The 16774-nt window shown below is 34.0% G+C and carries 10 protein-coding genes and 3 pseudogenes; 6 read left to right on the top strand and 7 right to left on the bottom strand.

The annotated features are described in order from the left end of the window. Positions 1-652 precede the first annotated feature (652 nt). The 5 genes and pseudogenes from ACJ5GX_RS00640 to ACJ5GX_RS00620 all read left to right on the top strand — a co-directional run bounded on the left by ACJ5GX_RS00640 (position 653) and on the right by ACJ5GX_RS00620 (position 9654). Complete coding sequence (locus ACJ5GX_RS00640) at positions 653-1990, top strand: hypothetical protein (protein WP_096097233.1); 1338 nt, start codon at positions 653-655, stop codon at positions 1988-1990. A gap of 7 nt (positions 1991-1997) precedes the next feature. Then, a complete protein-coding gene (locus ACJ5GX_RS00635; protein WP_096097234.1) occupies positions 1998-4196 on the top strand; it encodes a hypothetical protein in 2199 nt (732 codons plus the stop codon). Between the two features lie 649 nt (positions 4197-4845). Continuing rightward, positions 4846-6789 carry an ankyrin repeat domain-containing protein gene (locus ACJ5GX_RS00630; RefSeq protein ID WP_264336127.1) on the top strand — a complete coding sequence of 648 codons (1944 nt, stop codon included), beginning with the start codon at positions 4846-4848 and terminating at the stop codon, positions 6787-6789. Positions 6790-7145: 356 nt separating this feature from the next. Beyond that, a complete protein-coding gene (locus ACJ5GX_RS00625; RefSeq protein ID WP_019236482.1) occupies positions 7146-8453 on the top strand; it encodes a hypothetical protein in 1308 nt (435 codons plus the stop codon). A gap of 355 nt (positions 8454-8808) precedes the next feature. Next, positions 8809-9654: pseudogene (locus ACJ5GX_RS00620) on the top strand (IS982 family transposase). Positions 9655-9821: 167 nt separating this feature from the next. On the opposite strand, the gene ACJ5GX_RS00615 reads toward ACJ5GX_RS00620, so the two are convergent. The 6 genes and pseudogenes from ACJ5GX_RS00615 to ACJ5GX_RS00590 all read right to left on the bottom strand — a co-directional run bounded on the left by ACJ5GX_RS00615 (position 9822) and on the right by ACJ5GX_RS00590 (position 14187). Beyond that, positions 9822-11378 (bottom strand): recombinase family protein, encoded by a 1557-nt coding sequence (locus tag ACJ5GX_RS00615; protein ID WP_096097267.1) that lies wholly within the window; start codon positions 11376-11378, stop codon positions 9822-9824. Between the two features lie 2 nt (positions 11379-11380). Continuing rightward, complete coding sequence (locus tag ACJ5GX_RS00610) at positions 11381-11803, bottom strand: DUF2924 domain-containing protein (protein WP_019236408.1); 423 nt, start codon at positions 11801-11803, stop codon at positions 11381-11383. Positions 11804-11820: 17 nt separating this feature from the next. After that, complete coding sequence (locus ACJ5GX_RS00605) at positions 11821-12213, bottom strand: ankyrin repeat domain-containing protein (RefSeq protein ID WP_495292584.1); 393 nt, start codon at positions 12211-12213, stop codon at positions 11821-11823. Between the two features lie 2 nt (positions 12214-12215). After that, on the bottom strand, positions 12216-12389 hold the full coding sequence (locus tag ACJ5GX_RS00600) for an ankyrin repeat domain-containing protein (RefSeq protein WP_495292583.1): 174 nt from the start codon (positions 12387-12389) through the stop codon (positions 12216-12218). Beyond that, complete coding sequence (locus ACJ5GX_RS00595; RefSeq protein ID WP_230609168.1) at positions 12390-13097, bottom strand: ankyrin repeat domain-containing protein; 708 nt, start codon at positions 13095-13097, stop codon at positions 12390-12392. A 276-nt stretch (positions 13098-13373) separates the two neighbouring features. Beyond that, positions 13374-14187, bottom strand: a pseudogene (locus ACJ5GX_RS00590) (IS982 family transposase). 227 nt (positions 14188-14414) lie between these two features. On the opposite strand from ACJ5GX_RS00590, the pseudogene ACJ5GX_RS00585 reads away from it, so the two are divergent. Continuing rightward, positions 14415-14744 (top strand): annotated as a pseudogene (locus tag ACJ5GX_RS00585) (IS481 family transposase); the annotation flags it as partial. Positions 14745-14969: 225 nt separating this feature from the next. Here the strand turns inward: ACJ5GX_RS00585 and ACJ5GX_RS00580 are convergent. Continuing rightward, positions 14970-16774: hypothetical protein (locus ACJ5GX_RS00580; RefSeq protein WP_495292582.1), on the bottom strand; the 1805-nt coding region annotated here is incomplete at its 5' end.

Raw genomic sequence — 16774 nt, 5'->3', positions numbered from 1 at the left:
GTGTTCTCACAGCATCCAAAAGTTCTGTTGATTTCGTTTCTTCTAGTTGTGGCATAAATTATCTCTAAAAGTTTGCTTGACTTTTCTTTACTATTCCTAAATAAATTATTACTAATTTAGTATATCTTTTTGTTAAGAATTTAAACGATATATCTACTTTCAGCAGCCAAAATCAAGGGCTGTGAGAAGTGTTTTCTTTGGAATCGTATGGTCTACCAAACGATACATACGAACTTTTCTAGATAATAATTTCATTATACGCTGAAATCAGCTATATTGGCTCACTTTTACTAAACCTACGTACGAACTGTTTTGCCTAAGCTTATGAAAATAATTTAAACCTTCTATTTTTATAACCTTATTTCTATGCGGCTTGTTCTCGCAAATATACGACCTTTTTTGCAATTTTAGAAAGAGTCAATAATTCAAATTTTTGCAGCACTAAAATAGACGTTTCTTTAGTTACAACAAGGTCTATTTTTTCGTAAATAAAAATGTTTTATAATAATTAATTATTAGAATGAAAATATCATACTTGGCTCTCAAGAAATTTCCTGTTGTGCAGTGGTAAGGTTTGGAGAAAAAGATTGACTTGGCAACGATAATTTACTAGACTAAAGTTTATATTAAAATACAAAATGGGGTTGCGGGTATGGAATCTGGTTTGGATCACAATTACAATAAAATACTTGATATATTAAAAGGTGCTATTAAAGGCGACGATAATCAAGTTAAAGCAAGAAAACACCTTAGAGTAGAAAGATGGTTGAGGGCTTATATTCAATTAATTGAAGATTTTGATGAGGAAAAACTAATTTTTTTTTCTGATATATTCTCTGATAATTCTTGTTGGGATGGAATAAAATTAAAGAATAAAGCTGTTGGTGAAAGGCTAACTGAAGAAAAAAATAAAAATGGAAAAGAAAATCCGCTTGATCTTGCAGATAGATATTACTTGGCATGTAAATATTGTCTAGAAGATAAGATTCCTGGATTATTTGAACAAGTATTTATGAGATTTAAGAGAAGTGCCTTTGAAGAAGATGGATCTGATGATGATCTGAGAAGAGAATTATTGGAAAATATCGAAGAAACTAGCCCTATAGAAGCTTTCTGGTCTTTTCTTATTGATAAGCAGATTGGAAAACTAAACGAATATAAATCAGTTGAAGGTTTGCAAAAATCCATACAGATAAATTCTAATAAAAACTGGGAAGAAGGTATAGAGTTCTTCTATAATAAATTACACAATGATTCCAGTATTTCTAGTCAAGATAAAGATGATCTGTTAATTGAAGCAGCTTTATCTGCAGTAAAGGGTTACAAAGAAGTAGACACCATAGAGTTTTGCCTGTCTAAAATGGATGATGAGCAAAAGAAAAAATTACTAGATAGAGATTATAAGGAAAATACTTATTATGCAGTGTTGAATGTGCTAGTAGGTCAGTATTACTTTGATTCTTTTATGGAATTAATCCGATTGTGTAGTCAGATTGAATGTGAACGTTACACAACTTTTTTATCTTCATTATCAGATCAAGTACTGAAGAATCCAGATCTGTCTGAAGAAACAAAAAAATGTATGATGAATGTTTGGGAACGTATAATAAAATTAAAAACTCAAGACCGCGGGGAGCAATCTATTTCCTCTATTTTTGTAGACTATTCAGTTACATATACAATAGCAAATTTAATTGTGGATCCAAGTAGACAAGGGGTAAGTAAAGAAGAAATATTAGGGAAGATATTAAAGCACGTAAAAGAAATGAGTGGTGAAGAGATGATAAAGGTTAAAGATTCTGTATTAAGTAAAATTCAGTTATTTCATGGGGGTAAAAAATTGCAGTTAGGAGAACAAGTATTTTCTAAATTAGCTCAAGAAGCTTCTAAAGAATCAATTTTGCGTGAAGCTGGTGATACTTTGCCACAGTCAAGTCTCAGTACGACTGATACCCCATATAATATAAAATCTTTAAGCCATAGCAAATAGGAGTAATATGCCAAGTAATGTCAAGCCGCTTGAGTTGGTACAGCTTCTGTTAATGAGAAATAAATCAAAAGACGAGTTCCTAGATTTTCAAAAAAGGTTCCAATCGTTTATCAATCAATCTCCTTCTTTTTTGCATTCAGTTGGAAAGCCAGGCTTTTTCCCTAGTTTCTTTTTTGGTATGTTTGCTACTGTATTAGACACAGAACTTGCTACTAAAATTGGTATTAAAAAACTTCATTTTCGTTTTGATGATAATAGAACTTTAAAAATAGCTATATTAACTAATGAGGGACTTAAGTGTATAACGATGTCTGATCAAGTTGATGGTAACATGCATCTAAAGTTCTCTCAAGGAGAGTTAGAAAAAATAGCACAGAAATGGAAAATGGGAGCAGAGTTTGATAAACTAGAAAAAGAAGAGCATGAAATAACAATTACAGGAAAAGAAGTAAAGTACGGAAAGGTTGATCCAGCTTTTAGTAAAAAGACTGATTATTCACAAAAAGGTTTTACAGAAATAGAAAAAGATCGTGACCAACAAGACCTAGAGAGCTTAATTTCAAAATTGAGTAATCAAGATTTCGAAGAAGTAAAAAAGAACGCTAGAAGAATGTTTAATTATATTACAAATGTCTATAAGAAATATGAAAAAGAAACTCTATTTAGCGGTAAAGAATCAAGTCATCATGGGTTTTTAGCTGGGTTTTTGATAAATTTTAAGTATCGTTTTCACCTAAAACTTTATCTCGAATTATTTGCTGGAAAAGGTTACGCAGACATTATTTTACTTGTGCGCGGTTCTGATAAGTCGCTAAGCTCTATTCCTATTATTATTGAGCTTAAAGCAGGTACTGGTGAGATAAGTACAGTGATAAAAGCATTGAAGCAAGCACAAGATTATGTTAAGGGCTCTTTTTCTAACTCTATAAGAATGATTACTATAGCTAATGAAGCTATTTGTGTAGGATTAAATTTTGACATGGTTCATCACGAAAATGTTAAAATTGATGTAGAAAATTTTCTTAGTCGAGAAGGTAATTCTGTAATAGAAAAGTTACTTGGCACTGAAGCAGCGAATGCTGAGGTGATAAGAACACAGCTAGAGTATCTTTACTATGGAATTGTTTGGAGCAATGGTGGAAGTGATAATATTAATTATGTCAGCAGAATGATCTTAGGTCAGCTAGTACTTATTTCTAATATTATTAAGCGTGAAAAGTTAGGTAAACATATTTTTATTTATGATCAAAATGATAAAATGGTTACTGGATCACAGAAACGCCCAGAAGCAGCAAAAGAAAGTATTGAGGATTGTGTTACAACTATAGTGCTAACTTTAGGTAAGAAGGTGCTTATACTCAACATAAATGAAAAAAATGAATTTGCATTGAGAGTGCCAGATAATAAAGGAATTCCTATTGAAAATATTAGGAGAATTCAAAACGTCAATGACATAAAGATACAAGAAATAACCTGTAACTTATACAGTACGCCTAGTAATAAGAATCCATTTGATCAGTACTGTAATAAGAATAAGGGAATTACAGTAAATACGTATGACTCATTGGACAAATACAAAAGAGGTAAAGAAATTTTACAAGGTAATTTTACTCGAATTGTGGAAAATAAAAAATTTAAAGCAGCTTTGAGCAAAGCTATAGAATCTGGTAAATATGATGATTACAAAAAACTATTTGAAGAAATTTCTCATATACTACATCCTTTCAAATCATTAATAAGCAATGAGGCTACATTTCAAGCTGTATTGCATGGTTTATTTAGTAGCTACGGAGAAGATAATATAAAAGTTATTACTGAATTTCAAATAGGTGGTGGAGAGAAGTTGGATGTTATTTTGGTTATAAATGCTACTGATCAAAAAAAAGAATACCCCCCAGTTGGAATAGAGCTAAAATTTGCTAAGAAAGGAGAATTGGATAAAAAAGAAAAAGATGCTAAGGACCAGTTGAAAAGATATAAAGAAGGTGAAGCGTATAAGGTAATTACTGATGCTGGCAAAGTGAAACTGATATATGCTGTTTTTAATAAAGGTGCAACAGATGAAGGTTCCCTTATAAAAATTGGTAATGAGTTTGTAGAGGTAGATGTAAGACATAGCTCTGTGGTTGCTTTTGGTCAACAGCCAGGTAGTCTCCAACAACCTTATGTTAAACAAGCAGGTCTATCTCGAGCAGTTAATCAGTGATCTAGTCTTAAGAAATAGTCATCTTAAGTAGGTTATGCTGTCGGGAAGTTTTGTGACAAAGTTATAGAAGGAAAACAAAATGATCCTGATACGAGTACATGGAGTGCTGTTAAAAGTTCGTTTTCCGATACATTTATTACTAAGCATAATATGAATTACATTTATAGTAATCAATCTCCAGTGAATTCCTTAGATAGCTAAGAGCTAAAAGTATGTATTGTGTAAATAGTTACCAAGGCTGGAAGGTTTTGAACTTTTTTTCACAACACTGATGTTCTTGCTAAAATATTTTTGAAAAAGTTAGTTGACTTATAAATAATTCTCTACTAATACTGGCATGTGTTTGTTTATTCTGCTGAAGTGGCTCCGCAGGTTACTGTATAAGCTTCAGCAGTTTCCGTGCTCCTTTAAAGCATCATGCTCTTATAGTAGTGATATCAAGTATAGGTCTTAACCATGTTGATTTATAGTAAAATTAGCTCAAATTTGGAGTCATAAGCAACTTTTAACCTCTCTATATACTCCATTGTTACTCACCATAAAAACTTAACAAAAGCTTAACGACGTGAGCAGTAAAAAGATTATGGTTATTGACTTAATGTTACATATCGCATACAATATATCATATATCTTAGCTTAAGGGGTAAGTATGAGTGAGTCTACTGGGATGGTAAAATCTATCATCAATCTACTAAAGCCAAAATCCAAATCAGAACTATATGATTTCGAATATGAGTCCATTATAGAACATCTATCATCTAAAGAGCATTTATTAAATGAGCTGATGAATGATATGTGGTACTCAGGAGACTTACCATCAGTCAGAAACTATAATGAACCATTATCTTTGATAGATAGCAAACTTGGATTAAGTGAACAAATTTGTGTTTGGTTTGCTCTGGACCATGATCTTACGCCAAGTCAAAAAATTTTAAACAAAAAGTTACTTAGTGCTCTAAAATGTTTAGCTTCTAACTGTGGTTCATTTGATAATACTGAGCCCCTTGAAGAATTTTTACATGATAATAAAAACAATAAAGATTTAAAAGTGATTCTTAACCTAAGAAGAGGAGAATCTCAATCAACAGTATTGCATGCGATTGCAGGAGCAAATATTGGTGGATTTCGTCGCATAGGAAATCAGGCTATAGATTTACTCTTAGAAGCAGGCGCAGATCCTAACATACAAGATAATAAAGGAAAAACACCATTATGCCTTGCTGCTGCCAAAGGTCATTACGATAATACAAACTCTCTCCTCTCAAAAGGAGCTAACCCTAATATAACAAGTAGAAAGGGTAAAACTCCACAACAAATAGCAACTAATAAACTCTGCTATAATATAGAAGAATTATTTTTAACTGATAAACAGAAAAAGATGAATAAGGAATTGTATGACTTACTTGCACTAGATTCAGACTGCACTAAAAATTTAAAGGAGTTTTTAAGTAAGCATAAAAGAGACTCAGACCTAAAAGTGGTGCTAAATATTCGGCACGGAATGGGTGAGTCAAAAGTGTTCTCATATGTTGAACGTTTTGCTTGGGACAATGAAGATCTTGCTCAAGAGTTAAGAAAAATATTTCTAGAAGCAGGAGCATTAGATTATGATAAAAATATTATTTATCGTCAGCAAAAGAAAGGACAGGTCAGCAAATTACTCGTTAATTTAACCTCAAATCAAAAGGAGAAGTTAAATAAGTTTTCTGATAAGATGTTTCAAGCTCAAAATATGGCTGAACTTGAAGAGATTGTAAACGATGCTATAAAGTCTGGTGTACGATTAAACTATTCTCTTTCACAAGATTTCTTTTCAGGTAATGAATACACTTTTACCGATTATGTGATGAAAAAAATCAGTGAGTTGGAAAAAAATCCTAAAGTTGCTAGTAATATAATATGTCAATTAGTATCAAAAGGGGCAGTGTTTGGTAATACAGTTGATGCTAACACACTGACACCAGAATTTAAAGAGCATAAAACTAACCTAAAAAAAGCTTATATAGATTATGTTAGCAATTCTCATAAGTTTATTGAAATCGCAAAAAATGCAACCAATAGCGAGCTAAAAGATGTAAGAGTAGACAACTCCGTTTTTTACTTAGAATATTCTAAAGATAGTAAAATAGACATTATAAAGATAACAGATGGGGTAAGGGATTTAGGTCTCACAGATGGGGATGTAAAGTGTGGAAGAAATATAGTAAGGATTGGTAATAGTGAAGTAGAAATTAAAACTGAAGATGGCATAAGGAATTATACAGATCTTACAGAAGGCAGCAGTATAGTATTAACTTTCTATACTAGTTTGGGAGAATTGGAAGTTAGATTATATCCTGATGAGAACAATAAAAAATTGATAAGAGTAGAAGTGAGCGATGAAGATCTATTTGAAGAAATAGCAAGTCATGAAGAAATAGGGCAAAATTGCTTATTGGGAGGTTTATCGGTTATTGAAGCTATAGATCAAGGTGTTTTTGCTAGATCTGGTGGATTAATGCATCCTGAAGTAATAAGCGAGTCTAACAACAAATGGACAGAACGTGAAGAGTTAAGAAGAGTTTCTGACTCTAGGGGAGAAATTGCTAGGTAAATTATGCAGCTAACCACTTTTGTATCTAGAGTGATTATGCTTTAGTATATAATCAAGTTCTGTAACACTGTTCTAACCCCAACTATGAATTAGATTGTAGGTAAATTATTGAAAATCACTACTTTTTTAGTTAAGTTTGATCAAATTTAAAAGTAGCGTATGCATCATGCAGCTAATACCAACACTCATTGTTGGGAACGCAAATGATAAATTTGTTTAACTTCTCAATTATAGGCAAAAACAGCTCTTTTTCATGTGTTTCATAACTAACGGAAATTGGTATTAGAAAAATTATACTTGCATTAGCTTTTATTCATGCTAATTATGTACATAATATATCTATAGATTGAGGGATTATGATATTAGAATATATTTTAGGAACTAAGCAAGTTCATGCAAATGGTGGATTAGCTACTGAAGAACAGCACATGGAACGTTTTGGTCAGCAAACTCTGGAGCCTAGTCCATCATTGTTAGATCAAGAACAAACTGATGACTGGCATGAGTCCGTTGTTGAAGACAACAATACTGTTGTTGAAAGTTCTTTTATTCCAGAGAACTCAATTTTAATGAATTTAGCAAATCTGTTAACTGAAAGCGAAAAAGTTTCGATTGATGAATTTCATGACAAGATGGAAAGTATAATGAAAGAGTTTCATGAAAATAGATACGAAAGTTCTGCAAAGGTCACTCTAGAAAAGATGGAACGTTTAATAGATGAACATTTGAAAAGAAAAATAAAGCTAAATTTACGCTGTGATCACTATGAACGTAGTGTGTCGAATTTTATATTTAAAAAAATAATTGACATTGCTAATGCTAGCAGTGTTATGCGTATAACTCCTACTACTATATCACGTTATAAGGACAATGGGGAAGAGGCAATAGATGAGTGGGAAGAGGCTTTAGAACCTTTATTCAATATTGTCAATAAGCTACTATTAGCAGGTGCAAAAATAGAGTCTGATTTTTACAATGATAGAATGATAGGTGAAACTATGTGGGGAAGTGATGAGCCTATTTTTACAGAGTGTAAAAAAATTAAGGACAAACTGAAAAGTATCGCATATGAAGGTTTAATAAATAAGAATGAACAAGTTCAAGATGATGATCTGCAAGTAGAAGTAGATAACAATCTTGTTCTTTTTAGGTGGCCAAAAAACAGTATTGTTGAAGTTGGAAAGGTTATGAATAGTAAGGTGAATGAAAACTTTAGTATAGAAAGTAGCATCCTACAGATTGGAGAGAGTATAGTAAGAGTTGAAAATATAGGAGGAAAAAGAAATTATACAGATGTCTTAGGAGATAGCATTGAAATGTCCTTTACCACTGAAGTAGGCGAGATTAGTATTCATCTGTATCCTAGTGATAGTAATATAATAAAAGTAAAGCTTGATGGAGAGAACCAGGAGAAGTTTAACAAATTAAAAGATAAATCAAGTCTAGGAGAAAGCTGCTTTTTAGGAGGAAAAAGTGTTCTACAAGCTGTTAACGATAAAGGTTTTGAAAGAAACGGTAGAATACTTATAGAGTCAGCTGAAACTATTAAACAATCAAATTTTGTAGTGAAAGAATCAGGTGTCCCATCTACTCTTATGAGGCCAATCGATAGTTTAGACCAGCTGCAAAAGGTGGGAGCTTCGAAAGAAATAGTAGTGTGTTAATGAAGTCAACTAAAATTAGTAAACAAAAGAAAGGTCTTGGAGGGTAAAAAAATTGATGTATCTTCAAAGTAAGATTTTCTTAGGTATAAACTATACTCTCAAGGTGAGAAGAAATAGTAGGGGGATAAGTGTTGACTTAATAATTTAGAGATTCTTCTAAAGAAATTATTTTTCTCTCTTGATGTTTATTCTTTTATAGGTATAGCCTTTTGTGTTTGATTGAATTGACTTTTGTGATACCTACAGAATTTCCTTTATCACCCCAACTATGGATTAAATAAAGAGATAAAAGTGCAGCTAAGAAGAGGAAAACAGGGTAAGCTCAAGTATTTTATCAATAATTAAGAGGTTACCCATGAAGAAAGATATTACAGAACTTTACTGTTGCGTCGAGGATTTTTGTCGCACAGTCGATGATAATTTTGCTAATATGCTCCTATCAAAAGGAAGAAAACCCACTAGAATAACGGACTTCGGAAATTCTCACCATAATTCTATTATATCATCAATCCCCTTGCAAAAGTTTCAAAGCTTTTTACCTACTTTATCTGCCACTTTATAAATCTGAGTTTTCTAAATTGCCAACATATGACCGATTTATCGCTCTTAAATCACGGGTTTTATGGATTACTTTTGCAATGGTTCTGCAAACAAGCAAAAATGACAGGTATTGCCTACATAGACACTTCTACAATCGCTGTTTGCCACAAAAAAAGAATCTCCAAGAACAAAGTTTTTGATGGTTTGGCAGAAATTAGTAAGAGCACATATGGTTGGTTTTTTGGCTTTAAATTGCACTTGGTAATTAATGAAATTGGAATCACTTACTCTAACCAAAGGTAACGTTGATGACAGAAAACCTGTGCCAACTCTCACTAAAAGACTGACCGGACTTTTGTTTGGAGATAAGGGCTATATAAAGAAAGAGCTCTTTGAGAAACTCTTTGATAGAGGCCTAAAACTCGTCACTAAAGTAAAAAAAGGTATGAAAAACGTACTCATTTCACTTAAAGAGAAGATTTTACTAAGGAAAAGATCGATTGTTGAGACTGTTTTCGACTCCTTGAAAAACAAATTTGAGATTGAGCACACAAGACACAGATCGCCAACAAATTTCCTAATTCATGTTTTTTCTGTTCTGATTTCCTATTCCATGCAGTCGAAAAAGCCCTCTATTTCTATGCCTTTCTTTGCTGGCTAATCCATAGTTGGGGTTTTATCAGACCCACCACATGATTCAGCGGGAGAAGGGCTATCAGGTTCTTACGCAATAACTTTGGAGTTCTGGAATCGTTTCATATGTATGTTTAAGATTATCACTATTTTTATTACATAGTTAAGTATCAGTTCCTGTAAAACTAGTTTACCTTAATTCTTTGTTTTAAAGTATTGGTTTTCTGGCACATAGTCTTTTCCATTGCCTATTGCTTTTGTAAATTGAGATTCTAAGCCGTAAAACTTCTCCAATTGGTCACTCCATAACATTGGTACTTCTCTTAAATAAGCTAGCTTCAAATCTCTTGGCTGTCTCCCATTTACTATGTCTTCCTTTATTTTTGGAGCTAAATAATTTAATCTCAAAATTTGCTGTATACGTCTTGTACCTATATTAATTTTGGCACTCATCTCTTTAACACTTCTATACTTTCCCTCTTCTAGCTGACGTTTCCATAGGTGAGCTCTCACCACTGCTTTCAGTAGTGCATTATTTGTTTTCCCTTCTGGCTCTACTACTGTGCATTTATTTCCTTTCTTTTTTATTGGTATAAATGTTTCCTCTGACTCAGAATGTACCTCTATTCCATCTTCTCTTATCATTACTCCCTTTATTAACTTTTTCACTACTTCTTTCTGCTTTCCAAAACTTAAATTTTCCCATTTTTCTTCGGTCTTTTCTCTCCAATTTTCATATATCTGCTCCGCTTTCCTCATCACTTCTTTTTCTACTTCTCCTGCTATTACATTTCGGTTTTCTGATTCACAACCTTTTCCCCTTAAATGATTGTTGCATACGTAATATCGATATCTCTTATTCTCCTTTTTTGCATATGTCAGTGTCATATTCACATCACAGCTCTTGCACTTAATTATTCCCCTAAGCAGTGCTTCCTCATATTTTGCTTTTCTATATGGTTGATTCCTTATCAATTCCTGCGCTTTTTGCCACTTTTCTTCTTCTATTATTGCTTCATGCTTTCCCTCATACTCTTTTTCATAATGTTTGATTTTTCCCATATATATTGGATTTGTTATTATTCTCCTTACCGTCGCTTTTTTAAAGATATCTGATTTTGTCCGGTATCCTTGACTATTTAACTCCCTTGCCAATTCTGCCATTGATTTTAGCTCCAAATATCTTTCAAATATGTGCCCTACTATTTTTGCTTCTTTTTCATTTATTATTAATTCTTTATCTTTTACATCATACCCAAGCGGTAAAGTTCCACCCATCCATAATCCCTGCTCTTTTGATGTTGCTATTTTATTTTTTACCCTTTCTACAATCATCTCTCTTTCTAGCTGTGCTGCTCCTGATAACACTGTTTGTACAAACTTTCCCATTGGCGTATTATTATCAAATATCTGCGTTACTGCTACAAAATTTACTCGGTGCCTTCTAAAAAATGATGTTACTTCAATGCTGTCTTTTGTCTCCCTTGATAGCCTATCCAGAGTATACACTACCACACAATCTACTTCTCCTCCTTTAACATCTTCAAATAATTCCTTTATTGCTGGTCTTTCTAAATTCTTTCCTGAGAAACCTCCATCATCGTACCTTTTGGCCAATACTACCCAACCCTCTCTGCTCTTTATGTACTTTTCACATGCTACTCGCTGCGCATCTAAACTGTTAAACTTTTGTTCTAGACCGTCTTCATTTGACTTTCTCGTATATATCGTGCATCTTACTTCTTTTAGCATTTTCAACTTCCATTTTTATCACGCATTCCAAATAATAAAGGTCCGTTGTAACTCATTCCCATTATTTTTCCGGCTACTGCTGACAATGATGTGAAAAATTCTTCTCGGTAGATTAAACCCTTGTCTGTTACCATTACCGCATGTGTTTCTTCCCCTCTCTCTAATATTAGCTCTGTTCCTGCTACTGGCAATTTGTCACTACTTATTCTTTTTCCCTTCTCTAGTCGATCTGCCAGATACTCTAGTCTTTTTGACCCTTTTCTTGACATTTTTCCATATGCTTCCTCCTGCATTCTATATGATAGTCTTGGTATCAGATATTTCTTTGAATGTTTAGGTGCCTCTTCCCCATATACCTTCTTCCATATTTTTCTCAGTTCTGATAACGATTTTCTCTCTAATAACAACACTTCCTTTTCTACCATTTTCTTCCTTTTCTCAATCAACTTCCATAACCTTCTACTAATTCTCTCATGATCTCTTCGCTATTTCCCATATATGCCAAATCTATCGGTGTATATCCTTTATCATCTTTCTCATTTACATCTCCCCTGGCTTCTAATATTGCTCTTACGTTCTTTATCTCCCTCATAAATACTGCTCCGTGTAGTGGCGTCCTTCCTATATAATTTCTAGTATTTACATCTGATCCTGCTTTTATTAGCTCCCTTACCGTTTTTTCACAGCTCATCATGCTTGCACAATGTAATGCCGTATATCCTCCATCATTTTTAGCATTTACTTCTCCTCCTCCTTTTATCAGTGCCTTAATATTTTCTACCTTTCCCAGAAATGCTGCTAGGTGTAACGGTGTATCTCCGCTATTATTTTCTATATTTATTTCTGCTCCCTTTCTATCAGTAACTTGACTACTTTTTCATCAGAGAATTGTGCTGCTAGATGCAATACTGTATTACCACCTTCGTCTTTTTCATTTATTACATAAAATGAATTCTTCTTTAATTTTTCCAATCTCTTATTTAAATTGAACATCTTAGTTACCCCACCCATTTACCACCTTAAGTCTGTCTCATTAATCATTTCATTCACTTGGCTTATTATCTTGCTTGCTAAATTTTGACATTCCTCCTTTATTAGTGATTTGTCTCTTTTCCTTATTTCTCCTATCTCTATTATTTTTAGCTCCGGCATGTAGCTTCCATTCAACATGTCTGCTATTTCTCCCACTAGCCCCTCTATTCCATAGCAGGTCAGTTCTCTACTTTTTGTTATTCCTCCTTTTTCTCTCAAAAATTTACTCGCCTTTTCACTCTCTTTGCTATCACATAGACGATACTTTTCACTTTCCCATATGTAATACATTGGCGTTGCTCCGTACTTATTCAGTTGATTAACTTCAGCTCCAGCCTTTACCAGCTCTTTTATTATTTCAACTCCTGCTCCTCCTATTTTGCACGCAGAGTGCAGTGGCGTACATCCAGTGACATATTGAGTGGCATTTACTTCTGCTCCCGACCTTAGCAGCACTTTTACATTTTCTAAACTTTTTGCGAATACTGCACAGTGCAGAGGTGTATAACCATTTTTGTCTCTTGCATTAACCTCTGCTCCTTTTTTTATTAATAACCTTACTGTTTTGTAATCAGAGATTTCTACTGCTTGATGCAAGATCGTCTCTCCTTCTTCATTTCTTTTATTAATGTTTTTAAACCCGTTACTTGATACTTCTTTAAAAAACTTACTCTTGCTAAAACTCATTTCATACCTCACAAAATTAGCTTTTCTAGCGCCAGACAAATTTCTTATATTTACCTGCTGCTATTCAAGTCATGTCCTTTTTAGCATGAGAAAGCAAGTCCTTTTCTTTTTATTTCATACATTTTAACCTATTATTAATATAATATATGAGGATCTAAATATAAGTACTTAACTTATTATAGATACAACTTGACTACTTTTCCAACTTCTGTGCAAATGTCGATGTTCGTGCCATTTCAGTACTCCTGGGTAAAATACTAAAACCCCAGTTATGGATTAACCAAGGCAATAAAACTTAGAAATAGAAGGCTTTTTTGACTGCATGGAATATGAAATTAATGTAGAAAAAATATGTACCAGAAAATTTATTGGCGATCTGTGCCGAAGCTCAAATTTATTTTTTAAACAACCAAAGACTGTCTCAATAATCGACCTTTTTCTCAATAAAATCTTCTCTTTTAGTGAGACTAGTGCGTTTTTCATGCCTTTTTTCACTTTAGTGACAAGCTTTAAACCTCTATCGAAGAGTTCCTCAAAGAGCTCCTTCTTGATATAGCCTTTATCTCCGAACAAAAGTCCTGTCAGTCTTTTAGTTATAGTTGGCACAGGTTTTCTGTCATCAACGTTACCTTTGGTTAGAGTAAGTGATTCCAATTTCGTTAATCACCAAGTGCAATTTAAAGCCAAAAAACCAACCACACGTGCTCTTACCAATTTCTGCTAAACCATCAAAAACTTTGTTCCTAGAGATTCTTTTTTTGTGGCAAACGGCAATCGTAGAAGTGTCAATGTAGGAAGATTTTCGCTTGTTCGCAGAACCATTGAAGAAGTAATCCGTAAAACTCTCGGCTTTAAGGCAATAAATCTGTGATATGAAGGCATCTTTGAAAATTCTGATCTATAGAGTAACTTAAGGTAACAAAGATAAAAAGCCTTGAAGTTTTTACATGGCGATTGGTGGTATAACAGGATTATGGTTAGTATTTCTGAGTGCGCTATTTCTGGTTGGTTTTTTGCCATTTGATAAGAACTTATTTGCAAAATTTTCATCTACTACACGACAAAAATCCTCGACGCAGCAGTAAAATATCTTTCTTCATGGGTAACCTCTTAAATTATTGCTAAAATACTTGAGTTTACCCTATTTCCCTCTTTATTAATTCTACTTTTATCTGTTTTCTAATCCATAACTGGGGTTCTTAGAGCAATACAAGATAGTATAGCAAAACTCTCTAAACACTATAACCTCAACTCCAAAACTATTGTTAAGTGGAAAAAACGCTCATTCACTAAAGATGCTCAAACCATTCAATGCACCATAATTATGCTTTCAAACATATATTTGATCATGTTTATGAAGAAAATAATATCGAACATCGCTTAACAAAAGTCAGCCACCAGTCAACTAATGGGCAGGTTGAGCTTATTGAATAGAACACAATTCAACAGTCAAGAAATATTACTATAAGTCACATCAACAACTTAAAGAGCATCTCTATAACTTCGTTATAGCCTATCACTATGCGAAAAGACTTAAAACTCTCAAGGGTTTAAACACCTTTTGAATTCATATGTACAAAGTGGACAAAATCTCCAGAGTTGTTTATAGTTAATCCATGCCATCATATTCTGGGGCCATACATCTAAAAGGTTTAATATATTTTGCTCTATGGTTATCTTTTTAGATTCCTTGTCTATCCTATTCTGCCAATCTCCTGAACGGATACAAAAATAGTAATATCCTACATGCCTTGAAGCAGTTAATACATGTAAAGAGGCAAGCTCATCATGCAACTCAACCCACATAGACAAGGTTAACTGAAAAAATCAAGAACAGAAACAACAAGACCTCTCTTCACAATAAGTGATATTTTACCGCGCAAGATCCTTCTTAGATTCTTGACAACATTGTGCGTCCTGTAACATACCAGAGGGAACGTTATCAGAAAGAGAGGATATAGAATCAACATTACTTACACTAGCAACAGGTGATACATTTTCATCAGAATCAATATTACTTATACTAGTAGTAGAGCTAGCAAGAGGGGATACATTTCTAGAGCAAGAACTACTACCGTACAAGAAAGAAGTACTACCATGAACAATATCTGAAACAGGAGGAGAAGTAGGAAAAACATTAGGACGTCTAGAAAGATTAGGCATGCTATGGTAACTAGGCAAGAACTGGTGACGTGACATGGGAAATGGGAAGCCTTGAAAAGGTGGACGAAAACGATTAGGAAAGGGGTGAAAGGGCCTAAAAAATGGATGTAATGCAGGTGGACGGTTGAAATAAAGCGGGGGCTGGTACACTGAAAAGTGATCTCTATCCGCAAAACCTTGACGGCCACTTCTGCCTCCTACTCTATCATATGGCTTGCCAACATCAGAAAAACTCTCACATCTTTTATTTCTCACCTTTCCACGACTTTCATTACCACTCGAAGAGTCTTGTCGTGTAAAAAGCACTGTCCCATGTTCATCACTATCAGCCGCTCTGGACGAAGATGATTTACTTTCTGAACTTGGTTTCTCTTCGGAAATAGCACCCACACCATTAGAGACTGCCTTACAGTTTTCAGAACCCAACCTTTCACGATAGCTCTCACTCCTACTTGAAGAGTCTTGTCGTGTAAGAGACGCTGTCCTATATTTATCGCTATCAGCTGTTCTAGAGGAAGATGGCCTGCCTTCTGAACTTAGTTTCTCCCTAGAAATAGCACCTGTGTCCTTAGAGACTGACTTATGGTTTTCAGAATCCAACCTTTTACGGTAACTTTTACTCCTACTTGAAGAGTCTTGTCGTGTAAGAGAGGCTGTCCTACATTTATCGCTATCAGCTGTTCTAGACGAAGATAGTCTGCCTTCTGATCTTAGTTTCTCCCTAGAAATAGCACCTGTGTCCTTAGAGACTGACTTATAGTTTTCAGAATCCAACCTTTTACGGTAACTTTCACTCCTACTTGAAGAGTCTTGTCGTGTAAAACGTACTGTCCTATATTCATCGCTACCAGCTGTTTTGGAAGAGAATGGTCTACTTTCTGAACTTGATTTCTCTCTAGAAGTAGCACCCATGTCCCTAGGTACTTTTCTTCCTTCCATCTCCAGGAAACACAGATCAATTGCACGACGAAAGACTTGTTCCTTACTTTCCGATTTGGCAAATCTGAGCAGATTAGAAACATCTGACGAAGCATCACGGACAGAATGGATTAGCTTTTTGAAGGAAGAGTACAAGCGATCCCCTTTCTCAATGGAAGTCTCCAAACCCTCTACCATAGAAGAAAAAGTACTGATAGATTGAGAAAAGCTTTCCAAAAGACTAACAAAATCCTGCTTATTAGAATCAAATCGTGGTATTGATCCTAATGCTTCACCAGAGGAAACAAGCCTATAAAAATCCTCAGCATTGAAAGACACAAGCCCGGAGGATTCTTTCAGATTGTAGCACAAACTCCATAAAGCTCTAAAATCATTATCACTGGAACACTTTTGAATAAATTCATCTTTTGTCGCTAGCGCTACAGATTGCAATTGATCCACCTGTTCATTCAAACTTCTACTAACATCGAACAACGACTTAAGCTTGTTCTTCAAACAATTTAACAAGAAGAGAACTATACTATTGTCCATTTCTTTATACCTAATAACATACGTGCTCAGCTCATTGTAAGCCA

It is taken from the genome of Wolbachia endosymbiont of Tuta absoluta (assembly GCF_059414725.1).
Note: the sequence above shows the minus strand (reverse complement) of the source record. Positions and strands in the feature narration are given on the sequence as shown.

Coding starts and splice junctions, on each gene's coding strand:
- ACJ5GX_RS00595 (WP_230609168.1), bottom strand. CDS start 13,097: ATGAGTTTTAGCAAGAGTAAGTTTTTTAAAGAAGTATCAAGTAACGGG.
- ACJ5GX_RS00610 (WP_019236408.1), bottom strand. CDS start 11,803: ATGGTAGAAAAGGAAGTGTTGTTATTAGAGAGAAAATCGTTATCAGAA.
- ACJ5GX_RS00630 (WP_264336127.1), top strand. CDS start 4,846: ATGAGTGAGTCTACTGGGATGGTAAAATCTATCATCAATCTACTAAAG.
- ACJ5GX_RS00635 (WP_096097234.1), top strand. CDS start 1,998: ATGCCAAGTAATGTCAAGCCGCTTGAGTTGGTACAGCTTCTGTTAATG.
- ACJ5GX_RS00640 (WP_096097233.1), top strand. CDS start 653: ATGGAATCTGGTTTGGATCACAATTACAATAAAATACTTGATATATTA.
- ACJ5GX_RS00625 (WP_019236482.1), top strand. CDS start 7,146: ATGATATTAGAATATATTTTAGGAACTAAGCAAGTTCATGCAAATGGT.
- ACJ5GX_RS00615 (WP_096097267.1), bottom strand. CDS start 11,378: ATGCTAAAAGAAGTAAGATGCACGATATATACGAGAAAGTCAAATGAA.
- ACJ5GX_RS00600 (WP_495292583.1), bottom strand. CDS start 12,389: ATGGGTGGGGTAACTAAGATGTTCAATTTAAATAAGAGATTGGAAAAA.